The organism is Saccharopolyspora gloriosae, assembly GCF_022828475.1.
GTDB classification, from domain to species: domain Bacteria; phylum Actinomycetota; class Actinomycetes; order Mycobacteriales; family Pseudonocardiaceae; genus Saccharopolyspora_C; species Saccharopolyspora_C gloriosae_A.
The window spans coordinates 6,699,616-6,724,681 of record NZ_CP059557.1 but is presented as its reverse complement, the minus strand read 5'-3'; the positions used below and the strand labels follow the sequence as shown (position 1 = coordinate 6,724,681).

Sequence of the window (25,066 nt, the reverse complement as noted above, 5' to 3'; positions counted from 1 at the left end):
GCGACGTGGCGCACGACGAGGAGAGTGAACCCATGATCCGGGTGCTGATCGCGGACGATCAGGAAATGGTGCGGGCGGGCTTCCGGATGATCCTGGATTCGCAGGATTCCATCGAGGTCGTCGCCGATGTCGCGAACGGGCTGGACGCGGTGAGCCGCGCCAAGGAGCTGCGGCCCGACGTGTGCCTGATGGACATCCGGATGCCCGGCCTGGACGGCTTGGAAGCCACCAAGCAGCTCGCAGGCCCCGACGTGGCAGATCCGATCAAGGTGGTCGTGGTGACCACTTTCGACCTCGACGAGTACGTGGCCACGGCGTTGGCGAACGGGGCCAGCGGATTCCTGCTCAAGGACGCAGGTCCGGCGCTGCTGATCGAGGCGATCCACGCCGCGACGCGCGGGGACGCCCTGGTGTCGCCGCAGATCACGGTGCGCCTGCTGAAGCACTTCGCGAAGCCGCCGGAACGCCCGCGCCGCACCGTGGAGCCGCTGCAGGACGCGCTCACCGAGCGGGAGCTCGACGTGGTCCGGGCGACGGCGCGCGGCTTGACCAACGTGGAGATCGGCGGCGAGCTGTTCATGTCGCTGTCCACGGTGAAGACCCACCTGGCGGCGGCCCAGAACAAGATCGGCGCCCGCAACCGAGTCGAAACCGCGTCCTGGGCCTGGCGAACAGGCTTGATGGAGGACTGATCCCTCGCAGGGGCGCCTTGGTGTCCGGGTAGCGGAACCTCGGTGGCTTCCTCACTGCTGGAGCCTTTTCCCGAGTGGCTCCGCCACGAGGGAAAAGCCGTCCTCGCGAGGAAGCCACTGAGAACCCGCCGGTGGCCGGTCTGCGTGCGTGGTCACTGCTCAGCGGCTGCGCCGCTGACAAGACGACTCAATCCTCGGCGCACGCCAGGCTTTCCGGGACCCATGGGGTGTTGCGGTTCACCTCATAGGTGTGGTTCCTGGGCTGCGCGGGGCTGCGGCAGAATGCGTTCATGTCGACTGCTCTGCGCCTTTACGCTCCCGTCGTATTTCCCGGTGATGCCGCTGGTTCGGTGATCCGTGACGGCGTGGTGGACGTCGACGAGCAGGGGCGGGTGAGCTACTGCGGCCCCCGCGAGGGTGCGCCGCAGCGCGCTCAGGACACCGATGTGCGCGAGTGCAACGGCATCCTGCTGCCCGGACTGATCAACGCGCACGCGCACAGCCCGATGACGTTGCTGCGCGGCATGGGCGGTGACCTGCCGTTGCTGCGCTGGCTGAGCGAGGTGATCTGGCCGGCGGAGGCGCGGCTGCGGCCCGGTGACATCCGCGCGGGCATGGAGCTCGGCGCCGTGGAGATGTTGCGCGCCGGGGTCACCACCAGCGCCGAGATGTACTTCTCCGGGGAGTCCGTGGCCGAGGCGGTGCTCAGCGTCGGTTCCCGCGTGGTGCTGGCGCCCGCCGTGATCGCCGCGCCGGGCCTGGAGGGAATGGGTTCGTGGCAGGGCATGGTCGACGGCATCAGCCGGTGGATCGACGTGGACGGCACCCGGTTCGGCCCGGCGGACCGGGTGGAATTGGGTTACGGCGCGCATTCCGCGTACACGCTGCCGCCGGAGGCGTTGCGGTTCATCGGTGAGTCCGCGCAGCAGCGCGACGCGCTCGTGCAGGTGCACGTCGCCGAGGCCGCCGACGAGGACCGGGAACAGCGGGAGAAGTTCGGTTCGGTGCCGGCCTTGCTCGACGAGGTGGGCGTGCTGGACGGCCGAGTGCTCGCCGCGCACTGCGTGCACCTGTCGGACGCCGACATCAAGCTGTTCGCCGACCGGGGCACCGGCATCGCGCACTGCCCCGGTTCCAACGCGAAGCTCGCCTCCGGCATCGCGCGGCTGGTCGACATGCTCGCCGCGGGCATCCCGGTCGGGCTCGGCACCGACGGGCCGTCCAGCAACGATGACCTGGACCTGTGGGAAGAGGTGCAGCTGGCGGGCATGCTCGCCCGACTGTCCACAGGGGACGCCACTGCGCTCAGTGCGCGGGGGGCGCTGCTCGCCGCGACCCGTGGCGGTGCGGCGGCGCTGCACCGCGAGGACATCGGCGCGCTGGAACCGGGCCGGTGGGGCGACATCGTGCACCTGGACGTGGACAACCCGGCGTTCGCGACGGGCCTCGACACTCCGGACGAGCAGCTGCTGTCGAATCTGGTGTGGGCGGCCGGTTCGCGTTGCGTGCGCGACGTGTGGGTGGCGGGCACCGAGGTCCTGCACGACCGCGAACCCACCCGGGTCGACCGCCGCGCCGTCCAAGCCGCGGCCCGCACCGCCGCCCAGCACGTCCGCGGCTGACCAGCGAGGCAACGTTCGCTAGCCGATGTCGGATCGGTGATCGCGCTCGCCCGTTCGGGTAACGTGGAATGGGCGAAACCGGTCATTGGGGGCGCGTTGCCAGCGGGAACAGCGGAGCGGTCCACCCTGCCGAAGCCGAACGGGCTCCTCGGCCAGCTCCTGCGGTTCGGCATGGTGGGTGTCGTCAGCGCGGCCGCCGACTACGGGAGCCTGCTGCTCATGGTCGCGTTCGGGGTGTGGCAGGAACCGGCGCGCGCCCTGAGCTTCGTCCTCGGCAGCACCACCGCCTACCTGCTCAACCGCCGCTGGACCTTCGTCTCCCGTCGCGACACGAGGGAGGCGATCGCGGTGGCCCTCGTCTACGGCGCGACCTTCGTGCTCATCCTCACGATCTACTCGCTGGCGCGGCACGCGCTGCCGGTGTCGCCGTGGCAGATCACGATCGCCTGGGTGCTGTCGCAGGGCATCGGCACCTCGTTCAACTTCCTCACCCAGCGCCTGCTCATCTTCCGCAGCTGACTGAGGCGATCTCACCGCTTCCGAGCCCGTCCGCCACGCCGAGGTCCCGATTCGGTCATGATGGCCGGGTGATCGACGCGACGCGCACTCTGGCCTTGATCGGATCGGCGGCGGGCGGGGTGGAGAACATCCGCACCGGGTTGATCGAGCCCGCATTGGAGCGCGGCTGGCGGGTCGCGGTGACGCTCACCCCGACCGCCGGGTCCTGGTTGGCCGCGTCGGGCGAGGTCGACCGGATCGCGGAGGTCACCGGCCTGCCGTGCCGAGTCGAGTCGCGGCTGCCGTCCGAACCGAGCCCGCACCCGCCGATCGACTGCTTCCTGGTGTGCCCGGCGACGGCCAACACGGTCAGCAAGCTGGCGCTGGGCTTGGGCGACAGCCAGGCGATGACCACTGCGGTCGAAGCGATCGGTGAAGGCACGGCGCCGGTGGTCGTCTTCCCCACCGTCAACGCCGCGCACCACCGCCACCCGGCGTGGAAATCGCACACCTCGACCTTGCAGGAGGCCGGGGTGCACCTGCTCACCGGCGACGATCTGTGGCAGCCGCACGAACCCCGCAGCGGACTCGGCCAGAAGATCCCGTGGCGCCTGATCCTCACCAACCTCGACACCCACGTCCCACCTCGATCGTGAGTGGATTCGCTGTCGATTCCGCGCGGGTTCTGGAGTGCACGAAGGGGAGTCCTTTCCTGGGTGTCGGACTGCGTCGATATATTGCGCGATCGGAAGTCGGGGGAATCGGAGAACTGGGGTTCACGTGGTCGACGTCAAGGCGCACCAGAAGAAGGATGGAACGTTCGTTCGCGCGCACAAGCGTTCGGATCCGAGATCAGGCCCGGCAATAGCGGCCGTTGTGACGGCGTTGCTGCTGACCGGCGCCGGTACAGGAACTCTCGGCGCAACAGTGACGACTGGCGGTGGAGCTTCATCTACTACGAAGTCCTCGTCGAAATCTGAACGTCCGCGAAGCGGAAAGCTGTCGATCAAGAACAAGTTGCGTGAGCACGAATCAGGGTCCTGCGTCGCGCATTCCTACGGCGAAGTTCAGGAATTCTTCTTGCGGAACCGGTGCTCGTCGTTGCGGCGGGTCATGTTCACCGCAGCTGATGGGAAGGGGAACGAGATGCTGGTCGCCGTGTCGTGGACCGACATGCCCACTTCCGGTACTGCTAGAAAGCTACGCAGGCTCGCCGATCGTCACGGTACCGGCAACATCTCGGATCTCGGCCGTGAGATCCCGGCTCTCGGCGCACCACGCTTCACCGGCCTGAACTACGACTCACGGCAGAGCCGGACGACAGTGCTCATCGCAGAGGTCGAACCGTGGAACGGTTCGCCGTCGTCGGCGGACATGGACGGCGTGGCCACTCTCGCCACTTCGCTACCGATCCGTTGACAGCGACCATGTTCGCAGCACGAAACCAATGGTGGCGGACCGCTCAGTTGATCACCCGTCTTTGCTGCATCGAGGGGCGAATGGATCCGAAACAAGCACGTCAGTTGGCCAGGACGCGCAAGTGTTCGTGTGCGGTGTGCTTCTACTGTGATGTAAAGGTCGAGGGCCGCCATGAACACGACCACTTTCCTGTGCCCAGGGTTGCGGGTGGCCGAGACGTCGTGCCGGCCTGTCTTGATTGCCATGATCTGAAGGATCGGATTCTGTTCAACTCTTGGCCGGTCGGGGCATGCCTTGCAGCAATCCAGGGGCTGGTCGAGAGTCTTCCTGTCATGGATAACCTCACCGCAAGGGAGGATCTCACGGGCTGGGCGGTCAGCCAGCGGGAATTCACCGATGCAGAGATCTTGAGGAACTGGACTGACTTGCCGTCTCTCAGCCGCGTCCTCTATGGGAAGGTGAGGTTGATCCAAGAAGAGCGTCACCACCGTGCGGGACGGAAGTATGCCGGCCCGTCGGCGCTCGCCTCTTTCCTGCGAAGTCCCGCGATCGGTTGAGGAGTTACGGCGTGGTCGGCTCGAGGTGTCTGCGGGCTCGTCCGCGCTCGCGACGGTGCGACGAGGTGCGCTCCGGATGCGGGTGCACGATGACGACGACGGAGCGGCGAACGCGCTGACTGAACACAGCACGTTGTTGAACGTCCCGGAGGATCTACGAACGATGAAGGCCCAGGTGGAGCGAATCGACGCTCTGACCTGGGCCTTCCTTTGTTGAGCGGATGACGGGAATCGAACCCGCGTATTCAGCTTGGGAAGCTGATGTTCTACCATTGAACTACATCCGCAGTGCCGTTTCCGGCGTCGCCAACTCTAACACGACGGGCGTCGAAGATCGCTCAGGGTTCGGCGGATACGCTGGGCGCGTGCTGCTGAGTGACCGGGACCTGCGCAAAGAGCTCGACGAAGGCCGACTCGAACTTGATCCGTTCGACGTCGCCATGATCCAGCCGTCCAGCATCGACGTGCGGCTGGACCGGTTCTTCCGGGTCTTCGACAACTCGAAGTACACCCACATCGATCCCTCGCAGCAGCAGGACGAACTCACCTCGCCGGTGGAGGTCACCGGTGACGACCCGTTCGTGCTGCACCCCGGCGAATTCGTCCTCGGGTCCACCTACGAATCGGTGCGGCTGCCCGACGATCTGGCCGGGCGGCTGGAGGGCAAGTCCTCGCTCGGGCGGCTCGGGCTGCTCACGCATTCCACCGCAGGGTTCATCGACCCCGGCTTCTTCGGGCACATCACGTTAGAACTGTCCAATGTGGCCAACCTGCCGATCACGCTGTGGCCGGGCATGAAGATCGGGCAGCTCTGCCTGTTTCGGCTCTCCAGTCCCGCCGAGCACCCGTACGGCACGGCGCGGGCAGGTTCGCGCTACCAGGGCCAGCGCGGGCCGACGCCGTCGCGCGCGCACCTGAACTTCCAGCGGGTCGAGACCCGCCGCGACTGACCCGGCGATCTTTCATTTCCGCAACGTCCGAGCGGTGAACGCCCGGACTCGCGGCCCGCTCGTCCGGTCGGATCGGCCGGATCGGCCGTTCGCGCATGACCTTCCGGCGTAGCCGCCGCTGCCCGTTCCGGCGGTAGATCGTTCCCCCGGGCGGCTCCGCTGCCCGCATCGGCGCTGGTGACCCCGTTGATCGCACACGTTGCGTGCGCACGTAATTACCACGTGAACGATTCAGTCGCCACGGTGAGCATCCTCACCCTGAATCGAGGAAGAAAAGAGGTGGTTCAGACCCTAAAGTCCCCAGAGCCCGGCGCTCTCCCCAGGTGTGCAAGGAGGCAGACCGGCGAGCGGGCACAGGAGAACTCGATGTCGGTAACGCAGTCGCGCGGTCCCGGTGCTCCAACCGGGCACCTGGGGCACGTTGTGATGATCGCGGGCGCGGCGGCGCTCGGCGGTTTCCTCTTCGGCTACGACACATCCGTGATCAACGGTGGTGTTGATGCCATTCAAGCTCACTTCAACGTCGGATCGGCGTTGACCGGTCTCGTCGTCTCGTCGGCCCTGCTGGGTTCGGCGGTCGGTGCGGCCATTGCGGGTGGTCTGGCCGACCGGATCGGCCGCATCCGGGTCATGCAGATCGCGGCGGTGTTGTTCATCGTCAGCGCGATCGCCTCGGCCGTCCCGTTCGCGATCTGGGACCTGGCGATCTGGCGGATCGTCGGCGGCATCGCCATCGGCATCGCCTCGGTGATCGCCCCCGCCTACATCGCGGAGGTGGCGCCGGCCGCCTATCGGGGCAGGCTGACCTCATTGCAGCAGCTCGCGATCGTGCTGGGCATCGCGTTGTCCCAGCTGGTCAACTACGGCCTGGCGGCCGCGGCGGGTGGTAGCGCCTCGAACCTGCTCGGGCCGTTGCAGGCATGGCAGTGGATGCTCGGCGTGGCCGCGGTTCCCGCGGTGATCTACCTGGTCGTGTCGTCGCTGATCCCGGAGTCCCCGCGTTATCTCGTGGCCGCCGGTCAGGTCGACAAGGCTCGCGAGGTGCTCGCGAAGATCGAGCCCGGTGACCCCGACTCGAAGATCGACGAGATCCGCGGGGCGCTCGGCGAGCGCAAGCCGAAGCTCTCCGACCTGCGCGGCCGGTTCGGCATGCTGCCGATCGTCTGGGTCGGCATGGCGATCGCCGCGCTGCAGCAGTTCGTCGGCATCAACGTGATCTTCTACTACTCGTCTTCGCTGTGGCAGTCCGTCGGCATCGAGGAGAGCAGCTCGCTGTTGCTGAGCCTGTTCACGTCGATCGTGAACATCCTCGGCACGTTCATCGCCATCGCGCTGGTCGACAAGATCGGCCGCAAGCCGCTGCTGGTCATCGGCTCCATCGGCATGGCCGTGTCGCTCGCGGTCACCGGCTGGGCGTTCAGCTTCGCCGAGGTCGTCGGCGAGGATGCGGTGCTGCCGCCGAGCTGGGGCGTCGTAGCGCTGATCTCGGCGAGCGCGTTCGTGCTGTTCTTCGCCTCGTCCTGGGGCGTGGTGATGTGGGTGCTGCTCGGCGAGATGTTCCCGCCGCGCATCCGCGCCGCCGCGCTGGCCGTGGGCACCATGACGAACTGGGTGGCGAACTGGCTGGTCACGGTGAGCTTCCCGAGCATGCGGGACTGGAATCTGCCCGCGACGTACTTCATGTACGCGCTGTTCGCGGTGGTCTCGCTGGTGTTCGTGCTGCGCTACCTCAAGGAGACCAACGGTCGCTCCCTGGAGGAAATGGGCAGCTGACCGCTCCTGCTCACCGAAGGCGCCCAGGGCGCCTTCGCATGTCCGCCCCTTCCCGCGACCGCCCCCACCGCGCTCACAAGATCAACGCCCGGCGAGGTCGATGCCTTCTTCGCCCACTCTCACCGGTCAAATGGGCCGTTCACCCCACGTCGGCTCCCGCGTGCACGCCTCCGTTGGCCGCTCCCACCGGTCGAACAGGTCATTCACCTGGAACGGGCTCCGATGCGTAACGTGTACCGTACAAAGTACGTAACTGGTGGGCGGCGTGGAAGGTGTGGCGTGGAGGCGTTTCGGGTCGAGGTTCCGCAGCGGCAGTTGGACGATTTGGCGCAGCGGCTGGCGCGCACTCGCTGGCCGGATGAGGTCGCGGGCAGCGGCTGGGAGCACGGGACGCCGGTCGACTACCTGAAGGGGCTGGTCGAGCACTGGCGGCACGGCTACGACTGGCGAGCGCAGGAGGCGCTGCTCAACGAACACCCGCAGTTCACCACGGAAATCGACGGGCAGCGGGTGCACCTCCTGCACGTCCGCTCACCCGAACCGGACGCCCTGCCGCTGCTGCTCACGCACGGCTGGCCGAGTTCGATCGCCGAATACCTCGACGTGATCGGCCCGCTGACCGACCCGCGCGGACACGGCGCGGCTCGGGCTCAGGCGTTCCACCTGGTCATCCCGTCACCACCCGGGTACGGATTCTCCGGCCCCACAACGGAATTCGGCTGGGGCTCCGAGCGGATCGCGCGGGCGTGGATCGAACTGATGCGCCGCCTCGGCTACGAGCGCTACGGAGTCCAGGGCGGCGACTGGGGCACCTGGATCTCCCGGGAGGTCGCGCTCCGAGCACCGGAACGAGTAGTGGGCGTGCACACCAACGGGCTGATCACGTTCCCCACCGGCGCTCCCGGCGAGATGGAGGAGCTCACCGAAACCGATCACGCGCGGATGGCGTCGTGGGAGCGCTACATGAACGAGCTCTACGGCTACAAGCTGATCCAGTCCACCAAGCCGCGGTCGCTGGCGTTCTCACTGGCGGACTCCCCCGTGGGGCAGTTGGCGTGGATCGTCGGTGCGCTGCGGGAATGGACGGACTGCGTCGAGTCCCCGGACGAGGCGCTCGGCGTCGACCGGATCCTGACCACGGTGATGCTGTACTGGCTGACCGGCACGGCCCACTCCTCGGCGCGGTCCTTCGTGGAGACTCCCGACACCGCAGAGCACGCCGAATCCGAAGGCGCGCTGGCTCAGCTGGAAGTCGGCGAGGTTCCGCACGGCGTCGCGGTGTTCCCGAAGGACGTGCTCGCCCCGGTGCGCCCGTTCGCCGAACGCCTCAACAACATCGTGCGCTGGACCGAGTACGACCGAGGCGGCACCTTCGCCGCCGCCGAGGTCCCGGACCTGTTCACCACCGACGTCCGCGAGTTCTTCACCTCACTGCCCCGCTGACCGCGACCGGAAGCGGCTTCGGTTTCCGAGTGAACGGACCGTTCGTCCAACGAGTTCGGGCAAACGGTCCGTTCACCCGAACCGCCCCGACGATCACCAGCGGCGTCGGAGATGAGTCAACGGACCGTTCGTCCAACGGGATTGGGCGAACGGTCCGTTCACTTCGGAACACCGCCGGCCGGGGATGCGGAGTGATCAGACGGCGCGGCACGAGGCGTGAGTGAACGGACCGTTCGTCCAGTGGGAGGTCCGTTCACTTGCATGCGGTGCGGGCGGGGCGGGCCGCTCAGGGGTAGATGAGGGCGAGGTCGTAGAGCGGGCCGAAGCGTTGGGCGGCTCGGCTCGCGGAGCCGAAGGTGGCGAATCGGCTCTTGCCTTCTGCGCGCCAGTAGACGACCGCGTGGCCTTCCGGCAGTTCCATGCCCCAGAGGCGGATCTGTTCGGGGTCGGGCTCGTCGGTGTCGGGGTCGATTTCGGCATGCGAAAAGCCGCACGCGTCGAAGTTGCTTCGACTGAGGCCACATGGCGGAAGAGCAGCCGGTCCGGTGGCGGTTCTGGAAACGCTTGCGTCGAGGTGGCGTTCGCCGGATCTGCCGTGGCGGTGCGGGACTCGAAGGCGCCACACGGCCCCGCCCTCGCCTTCACCCCCGGAGCATGGCGCTCGTTCCTCCAATGCTTACCGCACTAGGTCTCGCCGGGCTGATCAGTCCTCCAGCAGCTCGGCCGGGTCGAATGACAACGGGAATGGGACGTCCGTCTCGAATCGCGACCCGGCCAGTGACTTGGTGTGCACTTGGTATCCAGCGTCGTTCAAGCGCAGCAACACGACCTCTGCTTGCTGGCGTGCGTAAGACACTTCGACCCGCATGAAGAACTCAATGCCCGCCTCGGCACAGCGTGCGGGCTTGTCGATCCGGTCCGCCTTGCGGCTCGACGGTGACACGCACTCGCCCACCAGCAATGTCTGTTCCGCAGGAATCCAGACTCGGCCTCTCGCCGGTTCGCGGAGCACGGTGAAGTCCGGCTGGATCCAGCGGTTGGATGCGAGCTGGACGTTCAGCGTGGTGTAGGCGCCACCGCCAAGGTCACGGGCGGGGCGGCGTAGGCGGACGAAGATCTCGTCGGCCGCATAGATGTTCGCCGAACCTTCGTAAGGGCTCAAAATCAGCTTTCCGTCCAGGCACTCGTACTTCACCGGGGGCATCCCGGGAATCGGCAAGTACCGGTCGGCAAGCTCAGGGGTCCATACGCCGTACAGGTCGACCAGCGGGTCGAACTCGGTCGGTTCGTGGTCCAACGCGGCGGCCATGGTCATCACCCCTTCCGCTTCCACAGTACTCATGGCTCCACGTTGCCGAGTCGTTCTCCAGCGGTGCAAGCGTTTTCGAATCAAGCACTCGAACGTGTGGTCGATGCTTGGTTACCGCTTGTGCTCGGTGGCGGCGAAGGTAGCCCCGTTCTCGCGATTAGGACCACCGGGTCGGGTGGCAGTGGCCGCTGGAGCGCGCCGAGTCGACCTTCACCCCGTAGGACTGATCCCGGCGATCGATGCAGATCGACGCCGAACCGACTGGACGACGGAGAGGTACTCATGCAGCTCTCGAAGTTCGCGAAGACCGCAGCCACCGCCGGGATCATGCTCGGCCTGAGCGCCCTCGCCGCCCCCGCGGCGCTCGCCGACGGGTACGTCACCAACAACCAGGACGGCACCAACGTCGGCGTGCACCAGAGCGGCGTCAACGGCAACGGAGCAGGAAACGGCAGCAAGGCCGGTTACCACAAGGGCTTGCCGGTGAGCGACTTCGTCGCCGGAAAGATCGCAGGCTGACGCCAGGTACCGCACGAACGACCGCGACGGTCCCGCCACCTCACCGGGACCCAGCGGTTGAACAAGAAGAAGGGGCAGGCCCGTTGTGGGCCTGCCCCTTCTTCGCGTTGCGGGTCAGCTGTCGGACTTGTCCTGGTCCGGGAGCGGGGTGCCGGTGGGGTCGGCGTCGGTGGGGACGTCGGCCTTGCCGTTGACCTCGGCTTCGCCGCCGATCTCGGCCTTGCCCGCGGAGTCGGCCTCGCCGTCGGACTCGGCGACCGGGGCCGAGGCGCCGTCGCCGCCGCGCTTCACCGACGACAGCAGCAGCTGTGCGACGTCGACGATCTCGACGTTCTCCGACGCCGCGCCTTCGTTCTGGCGGGCGGTGAGGCCGTCGTTGAGCATCACGCGGCAGAACGGGCAGCCGGTGGCGATCTTCTGGGGCGCGGTGCCCAGCGCCTCGTCGACGCGCTCCACGTTGATGCGCTTGCCGGTCTTCTCCTCCATCCACATCCGGGCGCCGCCCGCGCCGCAGCACATGGAGCGGTCGCCGTGGCGCGGCATCTCGCGGAAGTTCGCACCGGAGGCGCCGACCAGGTCACGCGGCGGCGTGTAGACCTTGTTGTGCCGACCCAGGAAGCAGGGGTCGTGGTAGGTCACGTCCTCGGCGACCGGGGCGACCGGGGTGAGGCGCTTCTCGCGGACCAGCTTGTTCAGCAGCTGCGTGTGGTGCACGACCTCGAAGTTCCCGCCGAGCTGCGAGTACTCGTTGGCGAGGCTGTTGAAGCAGTGCGCGCACGTGGCGACGATCTTGCGCTTGCCGGGCTCACGGCCCTCGAACACCGAGTTCAGCGTCTCGACGTTCTGCTGCGCGAGCATCTGGAACAGGAACTCGTTGCCCGCTCGCCTGGCCGGGTCACCGGTGCAGGTCTCCTCGCCGCCGAGCACCGTGTACTTCACCCCGGCCATGTGCAGCAGCTCGGACACCGCACGGGTGGTCTTCTTCGCGCGGTCCTCGAAGGCACCGGCGCAGCCGACCCAGAACACGTACTCGGTGTCCTCGGCGAGCTCACCGTCGAAGACCGGGACCTCGAAGTCCAGTTCCTCGGTCCAGTTCAACCGGTCCTTGGCGTTCTGGCCCCACGGGTTGCCCTTGTTCTCCAGGTTCTTGAACATCCCGCCGAGCTCGGTGGGGAAGTTCGACTCGATCAGCACCTGGTAGCGGCGCATGTCGACGATGTGGTCGACGTGCTCGATGTCCACCGGGCACTGCTCGACGCAGGCGCCGCAGTTGGTGCAGCCCCACAGGACCTCGGGGTCGATGACGCCCATCTCCTCGGGGCCGCCGACCAGCGGGCGCTCGGCCTCGGCCAGCGCCAGCGCGTTGATGCTCGCCAGCTTCTCCTCGGCGCCGTCGCCGGTGATGCCGACCTCGTCGCCCGCCATGTCCTTGCCGCCACCGGCCAGCAGGTACGGGGCCTTCGCGTAGGCGTGGTCGCGCAGCGAGGTGACCAGCAGCTTCGGCGACAGCGGCTTCGCGGTGTTCCACGCGGGGCACTGCGACTGGCAGCGACCGCACTCGGTGCAGGTCGTGAAGTCCAGCCAGCCCTTCCACTTGAAGTCCTCGACCTTGCCGACGCCGAACACGTCCTCGTCGGGGTCGGCTTCCTCGAAGTCGAGCTCCTTGCCGCCGGACATCATCGGCTGCAGCGCGCCCAGCGCCCGGCCGTCGCCGACCTCGCGCTTGAAGTAGATGTTGAAGAACGCGGTGAACCGGTGCCACGCCACGCCCATCGTGATGTTCGAGGCGATGACGATGACCCAGATCATCGCGGACAGGATCTTGAACCCGGCGAAGAGGGAGATCGCCGCCGTGCTCGAAGGCAGGACGGCACCCAGCGCGTAGGTGATCGGCGAGGACCACAGCGGCGCCTCGAACAGGTCCGATGCCTGCTTGAACGCGCGCAGGCCCATGATGCCGAAGCCTTCCAGCACCACGACGGCCTCGACGAAGTACGCCTGGCCGAAGTTGGAGCCCTGGAACCGCGACACGCGGCCCGCGCGGCGCGGGTGGTTGAGCTGGCGCACCGCGATCAGCCAGAAACCGCCGAGCACCGTGGTGATGCCGAGCAGTTCGACGATCAGGTTCCACGGGCCGAACCAGCTCAGCACCGGGGTTTCGAAGGTGGGGACGAAGACCTCGAAGTAGGCCTCCAGCACGCTCAGGCTCAGGCCGCCGAAGCCGGCCATCACGAACCAGTGCGCCACACCGACGTGGCCCCACTTGAGCATCTTGGTGTGGCCCAAGACCTCCTTGAGCATGTTCCCGAACCTCGCCCCGAATGGGCCACGCCTGGTCGGGTCCGGTTGTCCGAGGCGGATGGACGACATCATCCGCCGCACGGTCCGCGTCACCATCACCACCGCGACGGCCGTAACCGCCAGGCAGATCAAGCCCAGGACCAGCTGCAGAGCACCCATGCTCGCGGCCTCCATGTTCGGGGGTTGTCCGTTTGAGGAGCGTACGCCTTATTACTAGCCGGTAACCAGCGGGGCTACGCCGTGGTGGGAACAGGGGGTGATTCTGCGCAACGGCTTCCCGAAAAACTAGTTGGCCGATCGCCCCACTTTATGTTGTACGATCGCCCAGGTTTCTGGTTTCGAGCCTGGGGGCTGGCATGTCGTCTTTACTGGGGTTCTACGGATTGTCCCTGCTGGACGCGCTCAATCCGTCCGCGCTGGCGGTCACCTTGTTCCTGCTGTTGCGCGGTGGTCCATTCCGGACTCGGGTGCTGACTTACGTCAGTGCGATTTTCACCACTTACCTCCTGCTCGGGCTGTTGATCTACTTCGGGCTGGACGGATTCCTGCGCATCGCAGACACCGAGTTCGCCGAGCGCGCCGGTTACGCGCTCGCCGCGCTGGGCGGTTCGGCGATGCTGCTCTACGCGCTGTTCCCGCCGGAATCGGCCAAGCGCGGACTGCCGAAGCTCCCCGAGCGGCTGCCGCTGGGAGCGGTGTTCGGGGTCGGCGTGACCATCACGATCGCCGAGTTCAGCACCGCACTGCCTTACCTCGGCGCGCTCGGGATCCTGCGCGGCTTCACGTCGGACGCGCTGGTCGCGCTGCCGTTGCTGGCGAGCTACGTGGCGATCTTCGTGCTGCCGCCGCTGCTGCTCATGGCCGGGTTCGGCATGTTCGAGCGGACGCTGCGGCCGCGGATGCGGCGGTGGCTGGACAAGCGGGCGGAGAAGAAGGACGACACCTGGCTCTGGTTGCTCGGGATCGTCGGGTTCCTGCTCGCGAGCCGCGGAGTGCAGTACTACCTCGGCGTGTTCGGGCTGAGCTGATGGTTGATCGAACGGTCCTCCGAGGGCGCGCCGACCGCGTATCCTCGGAGTTCTCTCGGGTAACCGACGACCGGCCAGTCGCGGCCTCATCGAGTTCAGGGGGAGCAATGGACGACGCCGAGCGCCCGGCGGTGCGCGCTTCCGATGCCGATCGCCAGCAGGTCGCCGAGCGGCTGCGGGTGGCGTTCGACGAGGGGCGGCTCGGCCTGGCCGAATACGACGAGCGGGTCCGGGACGCCTACGCGGCAGTCACCCGGGCCGACTTGGTGCCGCTGACCGCGGACCTGCCGGATTCGGCGCCCGCTCCCGTGGCCGAACCCGCGAAGCCTCCCGTCAAGCGGCCCTGGCGCGGTATGGAGAAGCAGTGGCGGGAATGGGCTCAGGTCGCGTTCCTGCTGACCGGGATCTGGCTGGTGATCTCGTTGGCGACCGGCGGCTGGATCTTCTTCTTCCCGATCTTCCCGATGGGGATCTGGGCCGCGGTGCTCGGGTCGCAGGCGCTGTTCGGTGGCTCCGAGGACTCCGACGGCGCCGAAGGGCCGCCCCGGGGCGAGCTCGACCGCTGAACAGACCTGCCGAGGCCACGCGGGATTGATATACCCTGGAACAACTAGGGCACACGTTCAGGTTTCTCGCGAGGAGGATCAGGTGGCGTACCTGATGCTGGTGTTTGCCATCTGCTCCGAAGTGGTGGGCACCGTGTCGTTGAAGCTCTCCGAGGGCTTCAGCAAGCCGTTTCCCTCGATCATGGTGGTGATCGGCTACGGCGCCGCGTTCGTCGCGCTCGGGATGGTGCTCAAGATGGGCCTGCCGGTCGGTGTCGTCTACGCGATCTGGTCGGGTGCAGGGGTCGCGCTCATCGCGCTGATCGGCGTGGCGTTCCTCGGCGAGAGCATCACCGCCGTGCAGCTCGGCGGCCTCGCGCTGATCATCGGCGGCGTCGTGGCGCTCGAACTCGGCGGTGCGCATTGACCGTCGAGCACACCGACGGCCGCCTCGCCAAGGGGGAACGCCGTCGCCGCGCCATCCTCGACGCGACCACCCGCGTCGTGGAGCGCGACGGGGTGGCCGGGGTCAGCCACCGCGCCATCGCCAGGGAGGCCGGCGTGCCGCCCGCGTCGATCTCCTACTACTTCACTGGCATCGACGAACTGCTGGTGGCGACGCTGCTGGAGAGCGCGGAACTGCTCATCGCGGACATCGCGCGGATGCGCGAGCGCACGCCGGAGGACGGGCGCGCGTGGGCGAAGACCATCGCGGAGAACCTGGCGGAGATGATCAACGAGCGGCGGGCGCGCACCATCGCCGAGTACGAGCTGTACCTGCTCGCCGCCCGCAGGCCCGCGCTGCGTCCGGCGGCCCGGCGGTGGATCGAGGTCGGCGCGAGCGAGATCAACGAGGGGCGCGGCGCCGACGAGGGCATCGTCAAGGCGCTGTTCGCCGCGATCGACGGGCTGATGATGCAGGCCCTCATCGCCGACGAACCGCCGGTCGCGGCGGACTTCGAGCCCGCACTGCACTTCCTGCTGCAACCGATGTCGTACCTGCGGGAAGTCGGCGAGGTCACGGGCTGACCAGGATCGCGGGCAGCTCGGTTCCGGACCGTGGTCGCGGCCGTTACTGTGCGGATGCATCGTCGTACGAGGGGGAACGATCATGGTGCGGACGGGGCTGGCGGTCGCCGGTGCGTCCTGCCTGCTGATCGCGGGCACGGTCGTGAGCTGGGGCTGGGGAGGTCAGAGCGGCCGCGAGAGCGTCACGCCGCTGTCCGGGATCACCGAGGTCCGGCTCGCCGAATCCGCCGGGGAGGTGCGGATCGAGTACCGGCCCGGAGCTCGGGCCGAAGTGCGCGAGCAGGTGCGCGACTGGCTGGGCGGCGATGACGGGACCAGCCACCGGGTCGAGGGCGGCGCGCTCGTGCTGGCGGCGTGCGGCGCAGACTGCTCGGTCGACTACGAGGTGACGCTGCCCGCTCCGGTGCCGGTCACGGGCACCGGTGATTCGGGCGGGCTGGAGGTCGCCGGGATGAAGTCCGTTGACGTCGAGACCTCCGCGGGGTCGGTGCGGGTGTCCGACGTGGCCGGGCCGGTGCGGGTGCGCGGATCCGCTGGTGGGGTCGAACTGCGCGACGTCGACGGCGATGTGGACGTGACGACCGGCAGCGGCGGGATCGACGGCGAGGACCTCGGTGGCGGGAACATCACGGCCCGCGCCGACACGGGCACGATCGACCTGGAACTGACCGGACCCCGGGTCGTGCGGGCGACGACCGGTACCGGCGGCATCGGACTCGAAGTGCCGGACGAGGCGTACCGGGTCGACTCCGACACCGGCACCGGCTCGCAGGACATCGACGTGACCACCGATCCGAACTCGCCGCGGCGGCTCGAACTGAGCACCGGGACCGGCTCGATCGAGGTCGACCACGGCTGACGTCCGGGGATTCGTCCGGTTCCGGCAGCGGCCCCGGGGTCGTGTGGCGTGCGGAACATCGAGTTTTCACGGCCCGCCGGGAACTTCCGGTGCAGCTCAGCCGTTGTCCAGGCAGAAACATTGAGCGTCCCGCGCTCAACCCGATTTGACGGCTGCCGATTCCTGTCGGTAAAACTTGAGTCGGCAAGGCTCAACGGACTATCCGGTCCTGGGCGCATGAGCAAGAGCAGGAGGAACCATCCATGTCGCGAGCGGTCGGTATCGACCTGGGGACGACCAACTCCGTCGTTTCCGTCCTCGAAGGCGGTGAATCGACGGTCATCGCCAACTCCGAGGGCTCGCGGACGACGCCGTCCATCGTCGCCTTCGCGAAGAACGGCGAGATCCTCACCGGGCAGCCGGCGAAGAACCAGGCGGTGACGAACGTCGACCGCACCATCCGGTCGGTCAAGCGCCACATGGGCACCGACTGGAAGACGGAGATCGACGACAAGGCGTACACGCCGCAGGAGATCAGCGCGCGAGTGCTGATGAAGCTCAAGCGCGACGCCGAGTCCTACTTGGGTGACGACGTCACCGACGCGGTGATCACCGTCCCGGCCTACTTCGAGGACGCCCAGCGGCAGGCCACCAAGGAGGCCGGCCAGATCGCCGGGCTCAACGTGCTGCGCATCGTCAACGAGCCGACCGCCGCCGCGCTGGCCTACGGCTTGGACAAGGGCGAGAAGGAACAGACGATCCTGGTCTTCGACCTCGGTGGCGGCACGTTCGACGTGTCCCTGCTGGAGATCGGCGAAGGCGTCGTCGAGGTCCGCGCCACCAGTGGTGACAACCACCTCGGTGGTGACGACTGGGACGAGCGCATCGTCGACTGGCTGGTCGACAAGTTCAAGAACTCCAACGGCATTGATCTGACCAAGGACAAGATGGCCTTGCAGCGGATCAAGGAAGCCGCGGAGAAGGCCAAGATCGAGCTCTCCAGCTCCTCCACGGCCAACATCAACCTGCCGTACATCACGGTGGACTCCGAGAAGAACCCGATGTTCCTCGACGAGACGCTGTCCCGTGCGGAGTTCCAGCGCATCACCTCCGACCTGCTGGAGCGCACCCGCAAACCGTTCGAGGCCGTGGTGCGCGACGCGGGCGTGAAGATCGCCGACGTCGACCACGTGGTGCTCGTCGGCGGCTCCACCCGGATGCCCGCCGTCACCGACCTGGTCAAGGAGCTCACCGACGGCCGGGAGCCGAACAAGGGCGTGAACCCGGACGAGGTCGTCGCCGTCGGCGCCGCCCTGCAGGCCGGTGTGCTGCGCGGTGAGGTCAAGGACGTCCTGCTGCTGGACGTCACTCCGCTGTCCCTGGGCATCGAGACCAAGGGCGGCATCATGACCAAGCTGATCGAGCGCAACACCACGATCCCCACGAAGCGTTCCGAGACCTTCACGACCGCTGACGACAACCAGCCGTCCGTGCAGATCCAGGTCTTCCAGGGCGAGCGCGAGATCGCGGCGCACAACAAGAAGCTCGGCATGTTCGAGCTCACCGGGCTGCCGCCGTCGCCGCGTGGCGTGCCGCAGATCGAGGTGTCCTTCGACATCGACGCCAACGGCATCGTGCACGTCAATGCCAAGGACCTCGGCACCGGCAAGGAACAGTCGATGACCATCACCGGCGGCTCCGCGCTGCCGAAGGAGGACATCGACCGGATGGTCTCCGACGCCGAGGCGCACGCCGACGAGGACAAGCAGCGTCGTGAAGAGGCCGAGGCCCGCAACCAGGCGGAGACCCTCGTCTACCAGACGCAGAAGGTGCTCACCGACAACGACGAGCAGCTGCCCGAGGAGACCAAGACCAAGGTCAAGTCGGCCGTCGACGAGGTCAACGAAGCGCTCAAGGGCGAGGACGTCGCCGCGATCAAGGCCGCGGTGGAGAAGCTCGCCACCGAGTCCCAGGCGCTGGGCCAGGCCCTCTACGCCGACGCCGGTGCGGCCGCGGACGCGGCCGGAGCCGAAGGCGACGCCGGAGCGGCCGGTGCCACCGGAGCGGCCGGTGCGAGCGCGACCAGCGGTGGCGCCGACGACGTGGTGGACGCCGAGATCGTGGACGACGAGGACGAAAAGAAGAAGAAGTGACCTCCGAGAGCTCAGGCAACTCCGACCGGCAGCAGCCGCCGCAGGACGGCGAGCAGGAGCCGGTGGTGGTCCGGGACCGCAGGCGGATCGATCCGCAGACCGGTGAACCCCGGGCCGCCACCGAGCAGGGGCAGGTGGCAGAGAGCATGTCCGGCACGCTGGACGAGGAACTGGCCAAGGTCGCCGAAGGCACGTCCGTCGAGGGCGCACCCGAGGAGCCCGAGGTCGACGGCGCGGACGCCGGCCTGCAGAAGCAGGTCGACGAACTCACCGAGGACCTCAAGCGGGTCACGGCCGAGTACGCCAACTACCGCAGGCGCGTCGAGCGCGACCGGGAGTCGGTGGTCAACGCCGCGAAGGCGTCGGTCGCCGGTGACCTGCTCACCGTGCTCGACGACCTGGAACGGGCCGAGTCGCACGGCGACCTCACCGGTGCGTTCAAGGCGGTGGCCGACAAGCTGACGGGTTCGCTGACCAACGCGGGCCTGGAGCCGTTCGGCACGGAAGGCGACGAGTTCGACCCGTCGGTGCACGAGGCGGTGCAGCACGACACCTCTCCCGAGGTGTCGGGGCCGACCGTCACGACCGTCCTGCGTCGCGGCTACCGGTTCGGTGACCGGGTGCTGCGGCCGGCGATGGTCGCCGTCACCGACCACGAGCCGGCGGCCGCGGCACCACCGGAGAGCGGTGCCGAGACCGGCGAGGACACGGCACAGTGAGACCACGACCCCGCTCGGCGGAACGCGACGTCACCAACACGGGAGGTCGCGTTCCGCGTGGCCTCGCCTGGCCATTCGCGCCGGGCGGGGTCGGGTCCGCACCCGCACCGCAGGCCGGTGCGGCACGACAGCGAAGCGAAAGGAGGGGCGCCCGGTGAGTGCCAGGGAATGGCTCGACAAGGACTTCTACGGCGAGCTGGGCGTTTCGTCCGACGCGACGACCGACGAGATCAAAAAGGCCTACCGGAAGCTGGCGCGGGAGAACCACCCCGACGCCAACCCCGGCAACAGCAAGGCCGAATCGAAGTTCAAAGCCGTCTCCGAGGCGTACGGGGTGCTCTCCGACCCGGAGAAGCGCAAGCAGTACGACGAGGCTCGCCGCCTGTTCGGCAGCGGCTTCGGCGGTAATCAAGGTGGTTTCGGGGGCTTCGGTTCCGGAGCGGGCGCCGGTGGCGCCGGCGGTTTCGACCTGGGCGACCTGTTCGGCAGCGGCGCTCGGCCCGGTGGGGCCGGAGCGGGCACCGGCGGGATCGGCGACCTGTTCGGCGGGCTGTTCGGCGGTGGCGGCGCGGGCAGGCACCGTGGCGGTTCCACCGCGAGCAGGCCGCAGCGAGGTGCGGACGTCGAGACCGAGGTCCGAATCGACTTCGCCGAGGCGGTGCGCGGCGCGACGGTCCCATTGCGGCTGTCCAGCCCGGCCACCTGCCTGACCTGTCACGGCTCGGGTGCGAAGGCCGGTACCCGGCCGCGCACGTGCAGCACGTGTTCCGGCGCGGGGCTGGTGACCCGCAACCAGGGGGCGTTCGCGTTCAGCGAGCCCTGCCCGGACTGCCGCGGCAAAGGGCAGATCATCGACGACCCCTGCCCGGACTGCCGGGGCGAGGGCGTCGCCACTCGATCTCGCACGTTGACCGTGCGCATCCCGGCAGGCGTCAACGACGGCCAGCGGATCCGGCTGGCCGGTCAGGGCGAGCCGGGGCGCAACGGCGCGGCGGGCGGCGACCTTTTTGTGGTCGTGCACGTCAACGCGCACCGGGTGTTCGGACGATCCGGTGATGATCTGACGGTGACGGTTCCGGTGACCTTCCCCGAGTTGGCGCTGGGCACTACTTTGACTGTGCCGACCCTCGACGGGAAGGTCTCGCTGAAGGTGCAGCCCGGTACCGCCAGCGGGCGGACGCTGCGGGTGCGCGGCAAAGGTGTCGGCCGGAAATCCGGCGGCAGCGGTGACCTGCTGGTCACCCTGCAGGTCGTCGTGCCATCCACTTTGGACGATTCAGCCGCGGAGGCGTTGCGGTCCTATGCGGAGGCCACGGCGGAGCACGATCCGCGTGCGGAGTGGGACGAGCTGCTCGGGAGGTAGGCATGGGTAACGGTCCACGCGGCGCTCGGCTGAACGTGACGATCGGTTTCCCACCAGGGGCCAATGAGGACACGCCGGTGTTCGTGATCTCAGTGGCCGCGGAGCTCTCCGGGTTGCACGCCCAGACGCTGCGCAGTTACGACCGGCTCGGCCTGGTCTCGCCGGGGCGCACCCCGGCGGGCGGACGGCGCTACTCGGCGCGGGACATCGCGCTGCTGCGCGAAGTGCAGCGACTCTCGCAGGAGGAAGGCGTCAACCTCGCCGGGGTGAAGCGCATCATCGAGCTGGAGAACGAGGTCGACGCGCTGCGCGACAAGGTGCAGGGCCTGATGGACGAACTCACCGCCGCCTACGCGTCCGTCGAGCAGACCGCGGCTCAAGTGCACGCTTCCTACCGCCGAGACCTCGTCCCCGTGCAGCAGGAAACCGCCTTGGTCGTCTGGAAGCCGGACTCCCGTCGCCGCTGAGCTCGGTGTCCCCGAGCCCCGCGGGACGAGTCAGTCCAGGGCGAACGGGTCGTAGTGGATCTGGTCCAGCGGCACTCCGGTGACCAGGAGTTTCGACACGGTGGCTCGGACCATCGCCGGTGATCCCGCGATGAGCACTTCGTGCTGGGACCAGTCGTGACGTGCCACCGCTTCGGCCAGCGTGCCCTGTTCGGCGCCGGTCCCCGCCGGTTCCTCCAGCACCGGGGTCACCGTGAACCACGGGTTGGTCATCGCCACCCGCTGCAGATTCGCCAGGTCGTAGAGGTCTTCGGGCGCGTAGCCCCCGTAGTACAGGCGGACCCGCGGGTTCTGGCCGTACTGGGCCAAGTCTTCGACGATCGACCGCATCGGGGCGAGACCGGTGCCGCCCGCGACCATCAGCACGTCCCGTTCGAATTCGCGGTCGACGTGCAGCTGACCCATCGGCGAACCGATCCGCCACCGATCACCGCGCTGGGCGTGCCCGACCAGGGCGCGGCTGACCCAGCCGCCGTCCACGGTGCGAACGTGGAACTCCAGAACGCCGTCCTCGCCGGGCTGGTTCGCGGGAGTCAGGTAGCGCCACAGTCGTGGGCGCTGCGGCACTTCGACGCTGACGTACTGGCCCGGGTGGTAGGGAACCGGGTGGTCGGTCTGCACCCGGATCACCGCGAGATCGCGGGTCAGCCGGGTGTGGCCGATGACCTCGCCGTCGTACCAGGCGGGACCGTTGTCCTCGTTCGCCGCGCTGATCATCGCGGTGGCCAGCACCGTGTACGCCTCAGCCCAGGCGCGTTCCACCTGCTGGGTCCAGTCGGTGCCGGAGTGCTTCTTGATCGCGGCGAGCAGTGCGGTGCCGACCGCCTCGTAGTGCTCGGAGACCACGCCGAACTTGCGGTGGTCCCGGCCGAGCTGGTGCAGGAACGGCAGCAGGTCGTCGGGCCGGTCGATCATCTGGATGATGTGCACCAGCGCCCGCATCAGCCGGTCGCGCTGGGATTCCATGTTGGCGGCGAACAGCTCGCGGGTGCGGGGGGCGATGCTGAACAGCATCGCGTAGAAGAACCTGGCCACCTCGTCGGTGCGTGCCTCGACGCCGGTCCAGCTCTCCCGGATCAAGTGGACCATCTGGCTCGCGCGTTCCGGTGTCGGCCGGTTCGGGCGAGGCCCTGGGCTCAGTACGGCGTTCGCTGACATGGTTCGGTCGTGGTCTCCACGGACTCGGGTGGCATCCGATAGGTGCACACTGCTGCTGGCGTTCGATGTCCCCCGACGTGCAGGACCATAACGCCTTGTCGCCTCCTCACACTATTGATGACACGTTTGCGGGCGTTTCGACTACTCCCCGTCGGCGTCCTCGATATGTAGCGGGGAAACCTGCGGCTGATGGTGTGGATTTTGTCGCGCGCATGACACTGTGTGCGCGTGCGCCCCGAAACTCACACCGCCTGCCCGGCCGACGCGGAGTCCGCCGGAGTCCGCGCGGACGAAGCGTTCCGGCGCGAACCGGGCCGACGCGGCCCGGACGCCGACCGGCGGGACCCCGCCGACCTGCCCGGATCCGACGGCGAGCATCTGCTGCAGACCGCCTACGGAACCGAGAAGCGCGCGCGGCGCTTCTACGACGACCAGGTCCTCGACCACCTCAACGCCCGGATGCGCGAGTTCATCGGCCGGATCGAGATGGCCTTCGTGGCCACCGCCGACGGCCACGGGGAATGCGACTCCAGCCTCCGCGCCGGTCCGCCCGGTTTCATCGAGGTCCTCGACGACCGCCACCTCGCCTATCCCGAGTACCGCGGCAACGGCGTGTTCGCCAGCCTCGGCAACATCAGCGAGAACCCGCACATCGGCCTGCTCATGGTCGACTTCGCCGAAGATCTGATCGGTCTGCACGTCAACGGCGGTGCGCGGATCGTGGAGGACGCCGAGCTGCGCGAGCTGCACCCGCAGCTGCCCGTCGAGTTCGACCGCGGCCGCACTCCTGAGCGCTGGGTGGTCGTCGAGGTGGAAGAGGCCTACATCCACTGCCGCAAGCACATCCCGCGAATGGTCCCGGTACTGCGCAAACGCAGCTGGGGAACAGACGACCCCAAACGCAAAGCAGGCAATTACTTCGTTCCCTGAGCCCCTTTTCCGGCCGGTGCGGGTGTCCGGGCAGCGGAACCTCGGTGAGCCTCTCGCCGCGAGATCTCGTGGCTCCGCCCCGAGGGAAAAGTCGTTCTCGCGAGAGGCTCATCGAGAACCCGCCGGTGGTCCTCGTGCCGAGGTGGTCGCTGCTCATCGGCTTCGCCGCTGGCAAGACAACGACTACAAGATCGCTCCGTCGGGATCTGCGGGTGCCCGGCGGGACGCGGACGCTCCGGCGAGCCCCCAGGGTGCGGGTGCACCCCTGGAGAACGGGATACTGGGCGAACGGGACACTGGTGTCGCGCGGAAGCGATGCGTCAATGCACCGACGGCGGGCGGAGAGTGCCGTGATCGAGCGGATCGAGACGCCGGCGGACAGTCCGGCGACGGGTTCCGGCAGGACCGAAGACCGGGAACGGCGAGGTGCGGCCGAAGCGGTCGAACGCGAGCTGGTGATGATGTTCCGGCGTGCCCGCAACTTCTCGATGACGGTGGCCTCGCAGGTGCATCCCGACCTCGACCCGGCCTCCTACAGCCTGCTGCTGATGGTCGACGACGCCGGATCGCTGCGCGGCATGGACGTCGCGGACCGCACCGGGCTGGACAAGTCCACGGTGAGCAGGCAGATCGCGACCCTCGTCGAGCTGGACCTGCTGGAACGGGTACCGGACCCGGACGACGGCAGAGCGCGGCGCATCCAGCTGTCCGCCTCCGGCCGCTCCCGGCTGGCCCAGGTCCGCAAGCAGCGGCGCAAGCACATGCACGGCGAGTTCGCCCACTGGTCCACCACGGACCTCCAAGACCTCTCCCGCCTGCTGTCCCAGCTCAACCGGATGTTCTGAGCACCCGCCGAGCCGACCTGCGGTGGGGATTCGCCAGGTCTCTAGGCTGCCGTGCGTGCGCGACGAGTCGAGACCGCCGCATCGAGCGGGCGAGCCGGTGCGGGGCGGTATCCCGGAGCACGGCCGGGTGCCGCGCTACTACGAGGTGAAGGCGAGCCTGGTCGCGCTCGTGGAGGAGCTGGGCGAAGGCGCGTCGCTCCCGCCTGAACGCGAGCTGGCCGAGCGCTACGGCGTGTCCCGCGTGACGTTGCGGCAGGCCGTGGGCGAGCTGGTGCTGGAAGGCCGGTTGCAGCGCAGGCAGGGCAGCCGGAGCGTGGTCGCCCCGCCGAAGCTGGTGCAGCCGCTGGCACTGGTCAGCTACACCGAAGGCGTCCGCAGCAGGGGGCTGCGGCCGAGTCGCCTGCTGGTCACCTCCGAGGTCGTCGCCGCTGATCCCGAACTCGCCGCGGACCTGCGCATCGAGGCGGGCGCCGACGTGCTGCACATCGAGCGGGTGCTGATGGCCGATGGGGAACGGATCGGTTTGAAGTCGACTTATCTGCCCGCGGCGCGCTTTCCCGGGCTGCCTGCGGAGTTCGAGCCGGACAGCTCGTTGTACGCGTTCCTCGGCGAGCGGTACGGCGTCGTGTTCGCGGAGGCCCGCGAGCGGGTGGAGACGGTGCTGTCCACGCCGCGCGAGGCGCTGCTGCTCGGTACCAACCCTTCGTTGCCGATGATGCTGATCCACCGCGTGTCGCAGGGCGCCGACGGGCTGCCGATCGAGCGGGTGCGGTCGCTGTTCCGCGGTGACCGGTTCAGCTTCGAAGCCCACTTGCGGGCCGACTGATCGTTCGAGTTCCTGCCCGCAGCTCCAATGTCACAAAAAGGTA

28 protein-coding genes and 1 tRNA gene are annotated in these 25,066 nt (G+C 68.1%); 24 read left to right on the top strand and 5 right to left on the bottom strand.

Going from position 1 to position 25,066, the window contains the following annotated elements; all coding sequences use genetic code 11:
• Positions 1–32: 32 nt before the first annotated feature.
• The 7 genes from H2Q94_RS29775 to H2Q94_RS29745 all read left to right on the top strand — a co-directional run bounded on the left by H2Q94_RS29775 (position 33) and on the right by H2Q94_RS29745 (position 5,005).
• Positions 33–692, top strand: coding sequence for a response regulator (locus H2Q94_RS29775; protein WP_243790432.1), 660 nt, complete (start codon positions 33–35; stop codon positions 690–692).
• Between the two features lie 290 nt (positions 693–982).
• Complete coding sequence (locus H2Q94_RS29770; RefSeq protein ID WP_243790431.1) at positions 983–2,314, top strand: amidohydrolase family protein; 1,332 nt, start codon at positions 983–985, stop codon at positions 2,312–2,314.
• A gap of 96 nt (positions 2,315–2,410) precedes the next feature.
• Entirely contained in the window at positions 2,411–2,833 is a 423-nt protein-coding gene (locus tag H2Q94_RS29765) for a GtrA family protein (protein ID WP_243790430.1), read from the top strand.
• Between the two features lie 68 nt (positions 2,834–2,901).
• Positions 2,902–3,468: a flavoprotein gene (locus H2Q94_RS29760; protein WP_243790429.1), complete on the top strand. Its 567-nt coding sequence runs from the start codon at positions 2,902–2,904 to the stop codon at positions 3,466–3,468.
• Between the two features lie 124 nt (positions 3,469–3,592).
• Complete coding sequence (locus H2Q94_RS29755; RefSeq protein WP_243790428.1) at positions 3,593–4,231, top strand: hypothetical protein; 639 nt, start codon at positions 3,593–3,595, stop codon at positions 4,229–4,231.
• Between the two features lie 80 nt (positions 4,232–4,311).
• Positions 4,312–4,788 (top strand): HNH endonuclease signature motif containing protein, encoded by a 477-nt coding sequence (locus tag H2Q94_RS29750; RefSeq protein ID WP_243790427.1) that lies wholly within the window; start codon positions 4,312–4,314, stop codon positions 4,786–4,788.
• A 76-nt stretch (positions 4,789–4,864) separates the two neighbouring features.
• On the top strand, positions 4,865–5,005 hold the full coding sequence (locus H2Q94_RS29745; RefSeq protein ID WP_243790426.1) for a hypothetical protein: 141 nt from the start codon (positions 4,865–4,867) through the stop codon (positions 5,003–5,005).
• Here the strand turns inward: H2Q94_RS29745 and H2Q94_RS29740 are convergent.
• Positions 5,005–5,075, bottom strand: a tRNA-Gly gene (locus tag H2Q94_RS29740). The genes H2Q94_RS29745 and H2Q94_RS29740 overlap by 1 nt on opposite strands.
• Positions 5,076–5,153: 78 nt before the next feature.
• On the opposite strand from H2Q94_RS29740, the gene dcd reads away from it, so the two are divergent.
• The 3 genes from dcd to H2Q94_RS29725 all read left to right on the top strand — a co-directional run bounded on the left by dcd (position 5,154) and on the right by H2Q94_RS29725 (position 8,954).
• Complete coding sequence (gene dcd / locus H2Q94_RS29735; protein ID WP_243790425.1) at positions 5,154–5,738, top strand: dCTP deaminase; 585 nt, start codon at positions 5,154–5,156, stop codon at positions 5,736–5,738.
• A gap of 366 nt (positions 5,739–6,104) precedes the next feature.
• On the top strand, positions 6,105–7,511 hold the full coding sequence (locus tag H2Q94_RS29730; protein ID WP_243790424.1) for a sugar porter family MFS transporter: 1,407 nt from the start codon (positions 6,105–6,107) through the stop codon (positions 7,509–7,511).
• 222 nt (positions 7,512–7,733) lie between these two features.
• Entirely contained in the window at positions 7,734–8,954 is a 1,221-nt protein-coding gene (locus tag H2Q94_RS29725; RefSeq protein WP_407075462.1) for an epoxide hydrolase family protein, read from the top strand.
• 286 nt (positions 8,955–9,240) lie between these two features.
• On the opposite strand, the gene H2Q94_RS30590 is transcribed toward H2Q94_RS29725, so the two are convergent.
• Complete coding sequence (locus tag H2Q94_RS30590; RefSeq protein WP_258718643.1) at positions 9,241–9,375, bottom strand: hypothetical protein; 135 nt, start codon at positions 9,373–9,375, stop codon at positions 9,241–9,243.
• 57 nt (positions 9,376–9,432) lie between these two features.
• Here H2Q94_RS30590 and H2Q94_RS29720 point away from each other — a divergent pair, with 57 nt between their 5' ends.
• The gene (locus tag H2Q94_RS29720; protein ID WP_243795997.1) at positions 9,433–9,642 is read left to right on the top strand and encodes a DUF397 domain-containing protein; all 210 of its coding nucleotides are present in this window, start codon (positions 9,433–9,435) and stop codon (positions 9,640–9,642) included.
• A gap of 15 nt (positions 9,643–9,657) precedes the next feature.
• On the opposite strand, the gene H2Q94_RS29715 is transcribed toward H2Q94_RS29720, so the two are convergent.
• A complete protein-coding gene (locus H2Q94_RS29715; RefSeq protein ID WP_243790422.1) occupies positions 9,658–10,296 on the bottom strand; it encodes a Uma2 family endonuclease in 639 nt (212 codons plus the stop codon).
• Between the two features lie 249 nt (positions 10,297–10,545).
• Between H2Q94_RS29715 and H2Q94_RS29710 the strand changes: the two genes are divergently transcribed.
• On the top strand, positions 10,546–10,782 hold the full coding sequence (locus tag H2Q94_RS29710; RefSeq protein ID WP_243790421.1) for a hypothetical protein: 237 nt from the start codon (positions 10,546–10,548) through the stop codon (positions 10,780–10,782).
• Positions 10,783–10,896: 114 nt separating this feature from the next.
• On the opposite strand, the gene H2Q94_RS29705 is transcribed toward H2Q94_RS29710, so the two are convergent.
• A complete protein-coding gene (locus H2Q94_RS29705; RefSeq protein WP_243790420.1) occupies positions 10,897–13,242 on the bottom strand; it encodes a (Fe-S)-binding protein in 2,346 nt (781 codons plus the stop codon).
• Between the two features lie 197 nt (positions 13,243–13,439).
• Here H2Q94_RS29705 and H2Q94_RS29700 point away from each other — a divergent pair, with 197 nt between their 5' ends.
• The 9 genes from H2Q94_RS29700 to H2Q94_RS29660 all read left to right on the top strand — a co-directional run bounded on the left by H2Q94_RS29700 (position 13,440) and on the right by H2Q94_RS29660 (position 21,225).
• Positions 13,440–14,111, top strand: coding sequence for a GAP family protein (locus tag H2Q94_RS29700; RefSeq protein ID WP_243790419.1), 672 nt, complete (start codon positions 13,440–13,442; stop codon positions 14,109–14,111).
• A 107-nt stretch (positions 14,112–14,218) separates the two neighbouring features.
• Complete coding sequence (locus H2Q94_RS29695; protein WP_243790418.1) at positions 14,219–14,677, top strand: DUF1707 SHOCT-like domain-containing protein; 459 nt, start codon at positions 14,219–14,221, stop codon at positions 14,675–14,677.
• Between the two features lie 82 nt (positions 14,678–14,759).
• The gene (locus tag H2Q94_RS29690; RefSeq protein ID WP_309501097.1) at positions 14,760–15,083 is read left to right on the top strand and encodes a DMT family transporter; all 324 of its coding nucleotides are present in this window, start codon (positions 14,760–14,762) and stop codon (positions 15,081–15,083) included.
• Positions 15,080–15,685 carry a TetR/AcrR family transcriptional regulator gene (locus H2Q94_RS29685; RefSeq protein ID WP_243790417.1) on the top strand — a complete coding sequence of 202 codons (606 nt, stop codon included), beginning with the start codon at positions 15,080–15,082 and terminating at the stop codon, positions 15,683–15,685. Before H2Q94_RS29690 ends, H2Q94_RS29685 begins: the two co-directional genes overlap by 4 nt.
• Before the next feature lie 82 nt (positions 15,686–15,767).
• Positions 15,768–16,544 carry a DUF4097 family beta strand repeat-containing protein gene (locus H2Q94_RS29680; RefSeq protein WP_243790416.1) on the top strand — a complete coding sequence of 259 codons (777 nt, stop codon included), beginning with the start codon at positions 15,768–15,770 and terminating at the stop codon, positions 16,542–16,544.
• Positions 16,545–16,786: 242 nt separating this feature from the next.
• Positions 16,787–18,676 carry a molecular chaperone DnaK gene (dnaK, locus tag H2Q94_RS29675; RefSeq protein ID WP_243790415.1) on the top strand — a complete coding sequence of 630 codons (1,890 nt, stop codon included), beginning with the start codon at positions 16,787–16,789 and terminating at the stop codon, positions 18,674–18,676.
• Entirely contained in the window at positions 18,673–19,395 is a 723-nt protein-coding gene (grpE, locus tag H2Q94_RS29670; RefSeq protein WP_243790414.1) for a nucleotide exchange factor GrpE, read from the top strand. The genes dnaK and grpE overlap by 4 nt, the downstream gene beginning before the upstream one ends.
• A 154-nt stretch (positions 19,396–19,549) precedes the next feature.
• Positions 19,550–20,758, top strand: a complete 1,209-nt coding sequence (gene dnaJ / locus H2Q94_RS29665; RefSeq protein ID WP_243790413.1) for a molecular chaperone DnaJ — start codon at positions 19,550–19,552, stop codon at positions 20,756–20,758.
• Between the two features lie 2 nt (positions 20,759–20,760).
• Positions 20,761–21,225 (top strand): heat shock protein transcriptional repressor HspR, encoded by a 465-nt coding sequence (locus tag H2Q94_RS29660; protein WP_243790412.1) that lies wholly within the window; start codon positions 20,761–20,763, stop codon positions 21,223–21,225.
• A gap of 30 nt (positions 21,226–21,255) precedes the next feature.
• Here the strand turns inward: H2Q94_RS29660 and H2Q94_RS29655 are convergent, their stop codons facing one another.
• On the bottom strand, positions 21,256–22,422 hold the full coding sequence (locus tag H2Q94_RS29655) for a globin domain-containing protein (protein ID WP_397545394.1): 1,167 nt from the start codon (positions 22,420–22,422) through the stop codon (positions 21,256–21,258).
• A 228-nt stretch (positions 22,423–22,650) separates the two neighbouring features.
• Between H2Q94_RS29655 and H2Q94_RS29650 the strand changes: the two genes are divergently transcribed.
• The 3 genes from H2Q94_RS29650 (at position 22,651) to H2Q94_RS29640 (ending at position 25,023) form a co-directional block, all read left to right on the top strand.
• Positions 22,651–23,352, top strand: a complete 702-nt coding sequence (locus tag H2Q94_RS29650) for a pyridoxamine 5'-phosphate oxidase family protein (RefSeq protein ID WP_243790411.1) — start codon at positions 22,651–22,653, stop codon at positions 23,350–23,352.
• A gap of 350 nt (positions 23,353–23,702) precedes the next feature.
• Positions 23,703–24,197 (top strand): MarR family winged helix-turn-helix transcriptional regulator, encoded by a 495-nt coding sequence (locus H2Q94_RS29645; RefSeq protein ID WP_243790410.1) that lies wholly within the window; start codon positions 23,703–23,705, stop codon positions 24,195–24,197.
• Positions 24,198–24,243: 46 nt separating this feature from the next.
• Positions 24,244–25,023: a GntR family transcriptional regulator gene (locus H2Q94_RS29640; protein WP_397545503.1), complete on the top strand. Its 780-nt coding sequence runs from the start codon at positions 24,244–24,246 to the stop codon at positions 25,021–25,023.
• Positions 25,024–25,066: the final 43 nt, after the last annotated feature.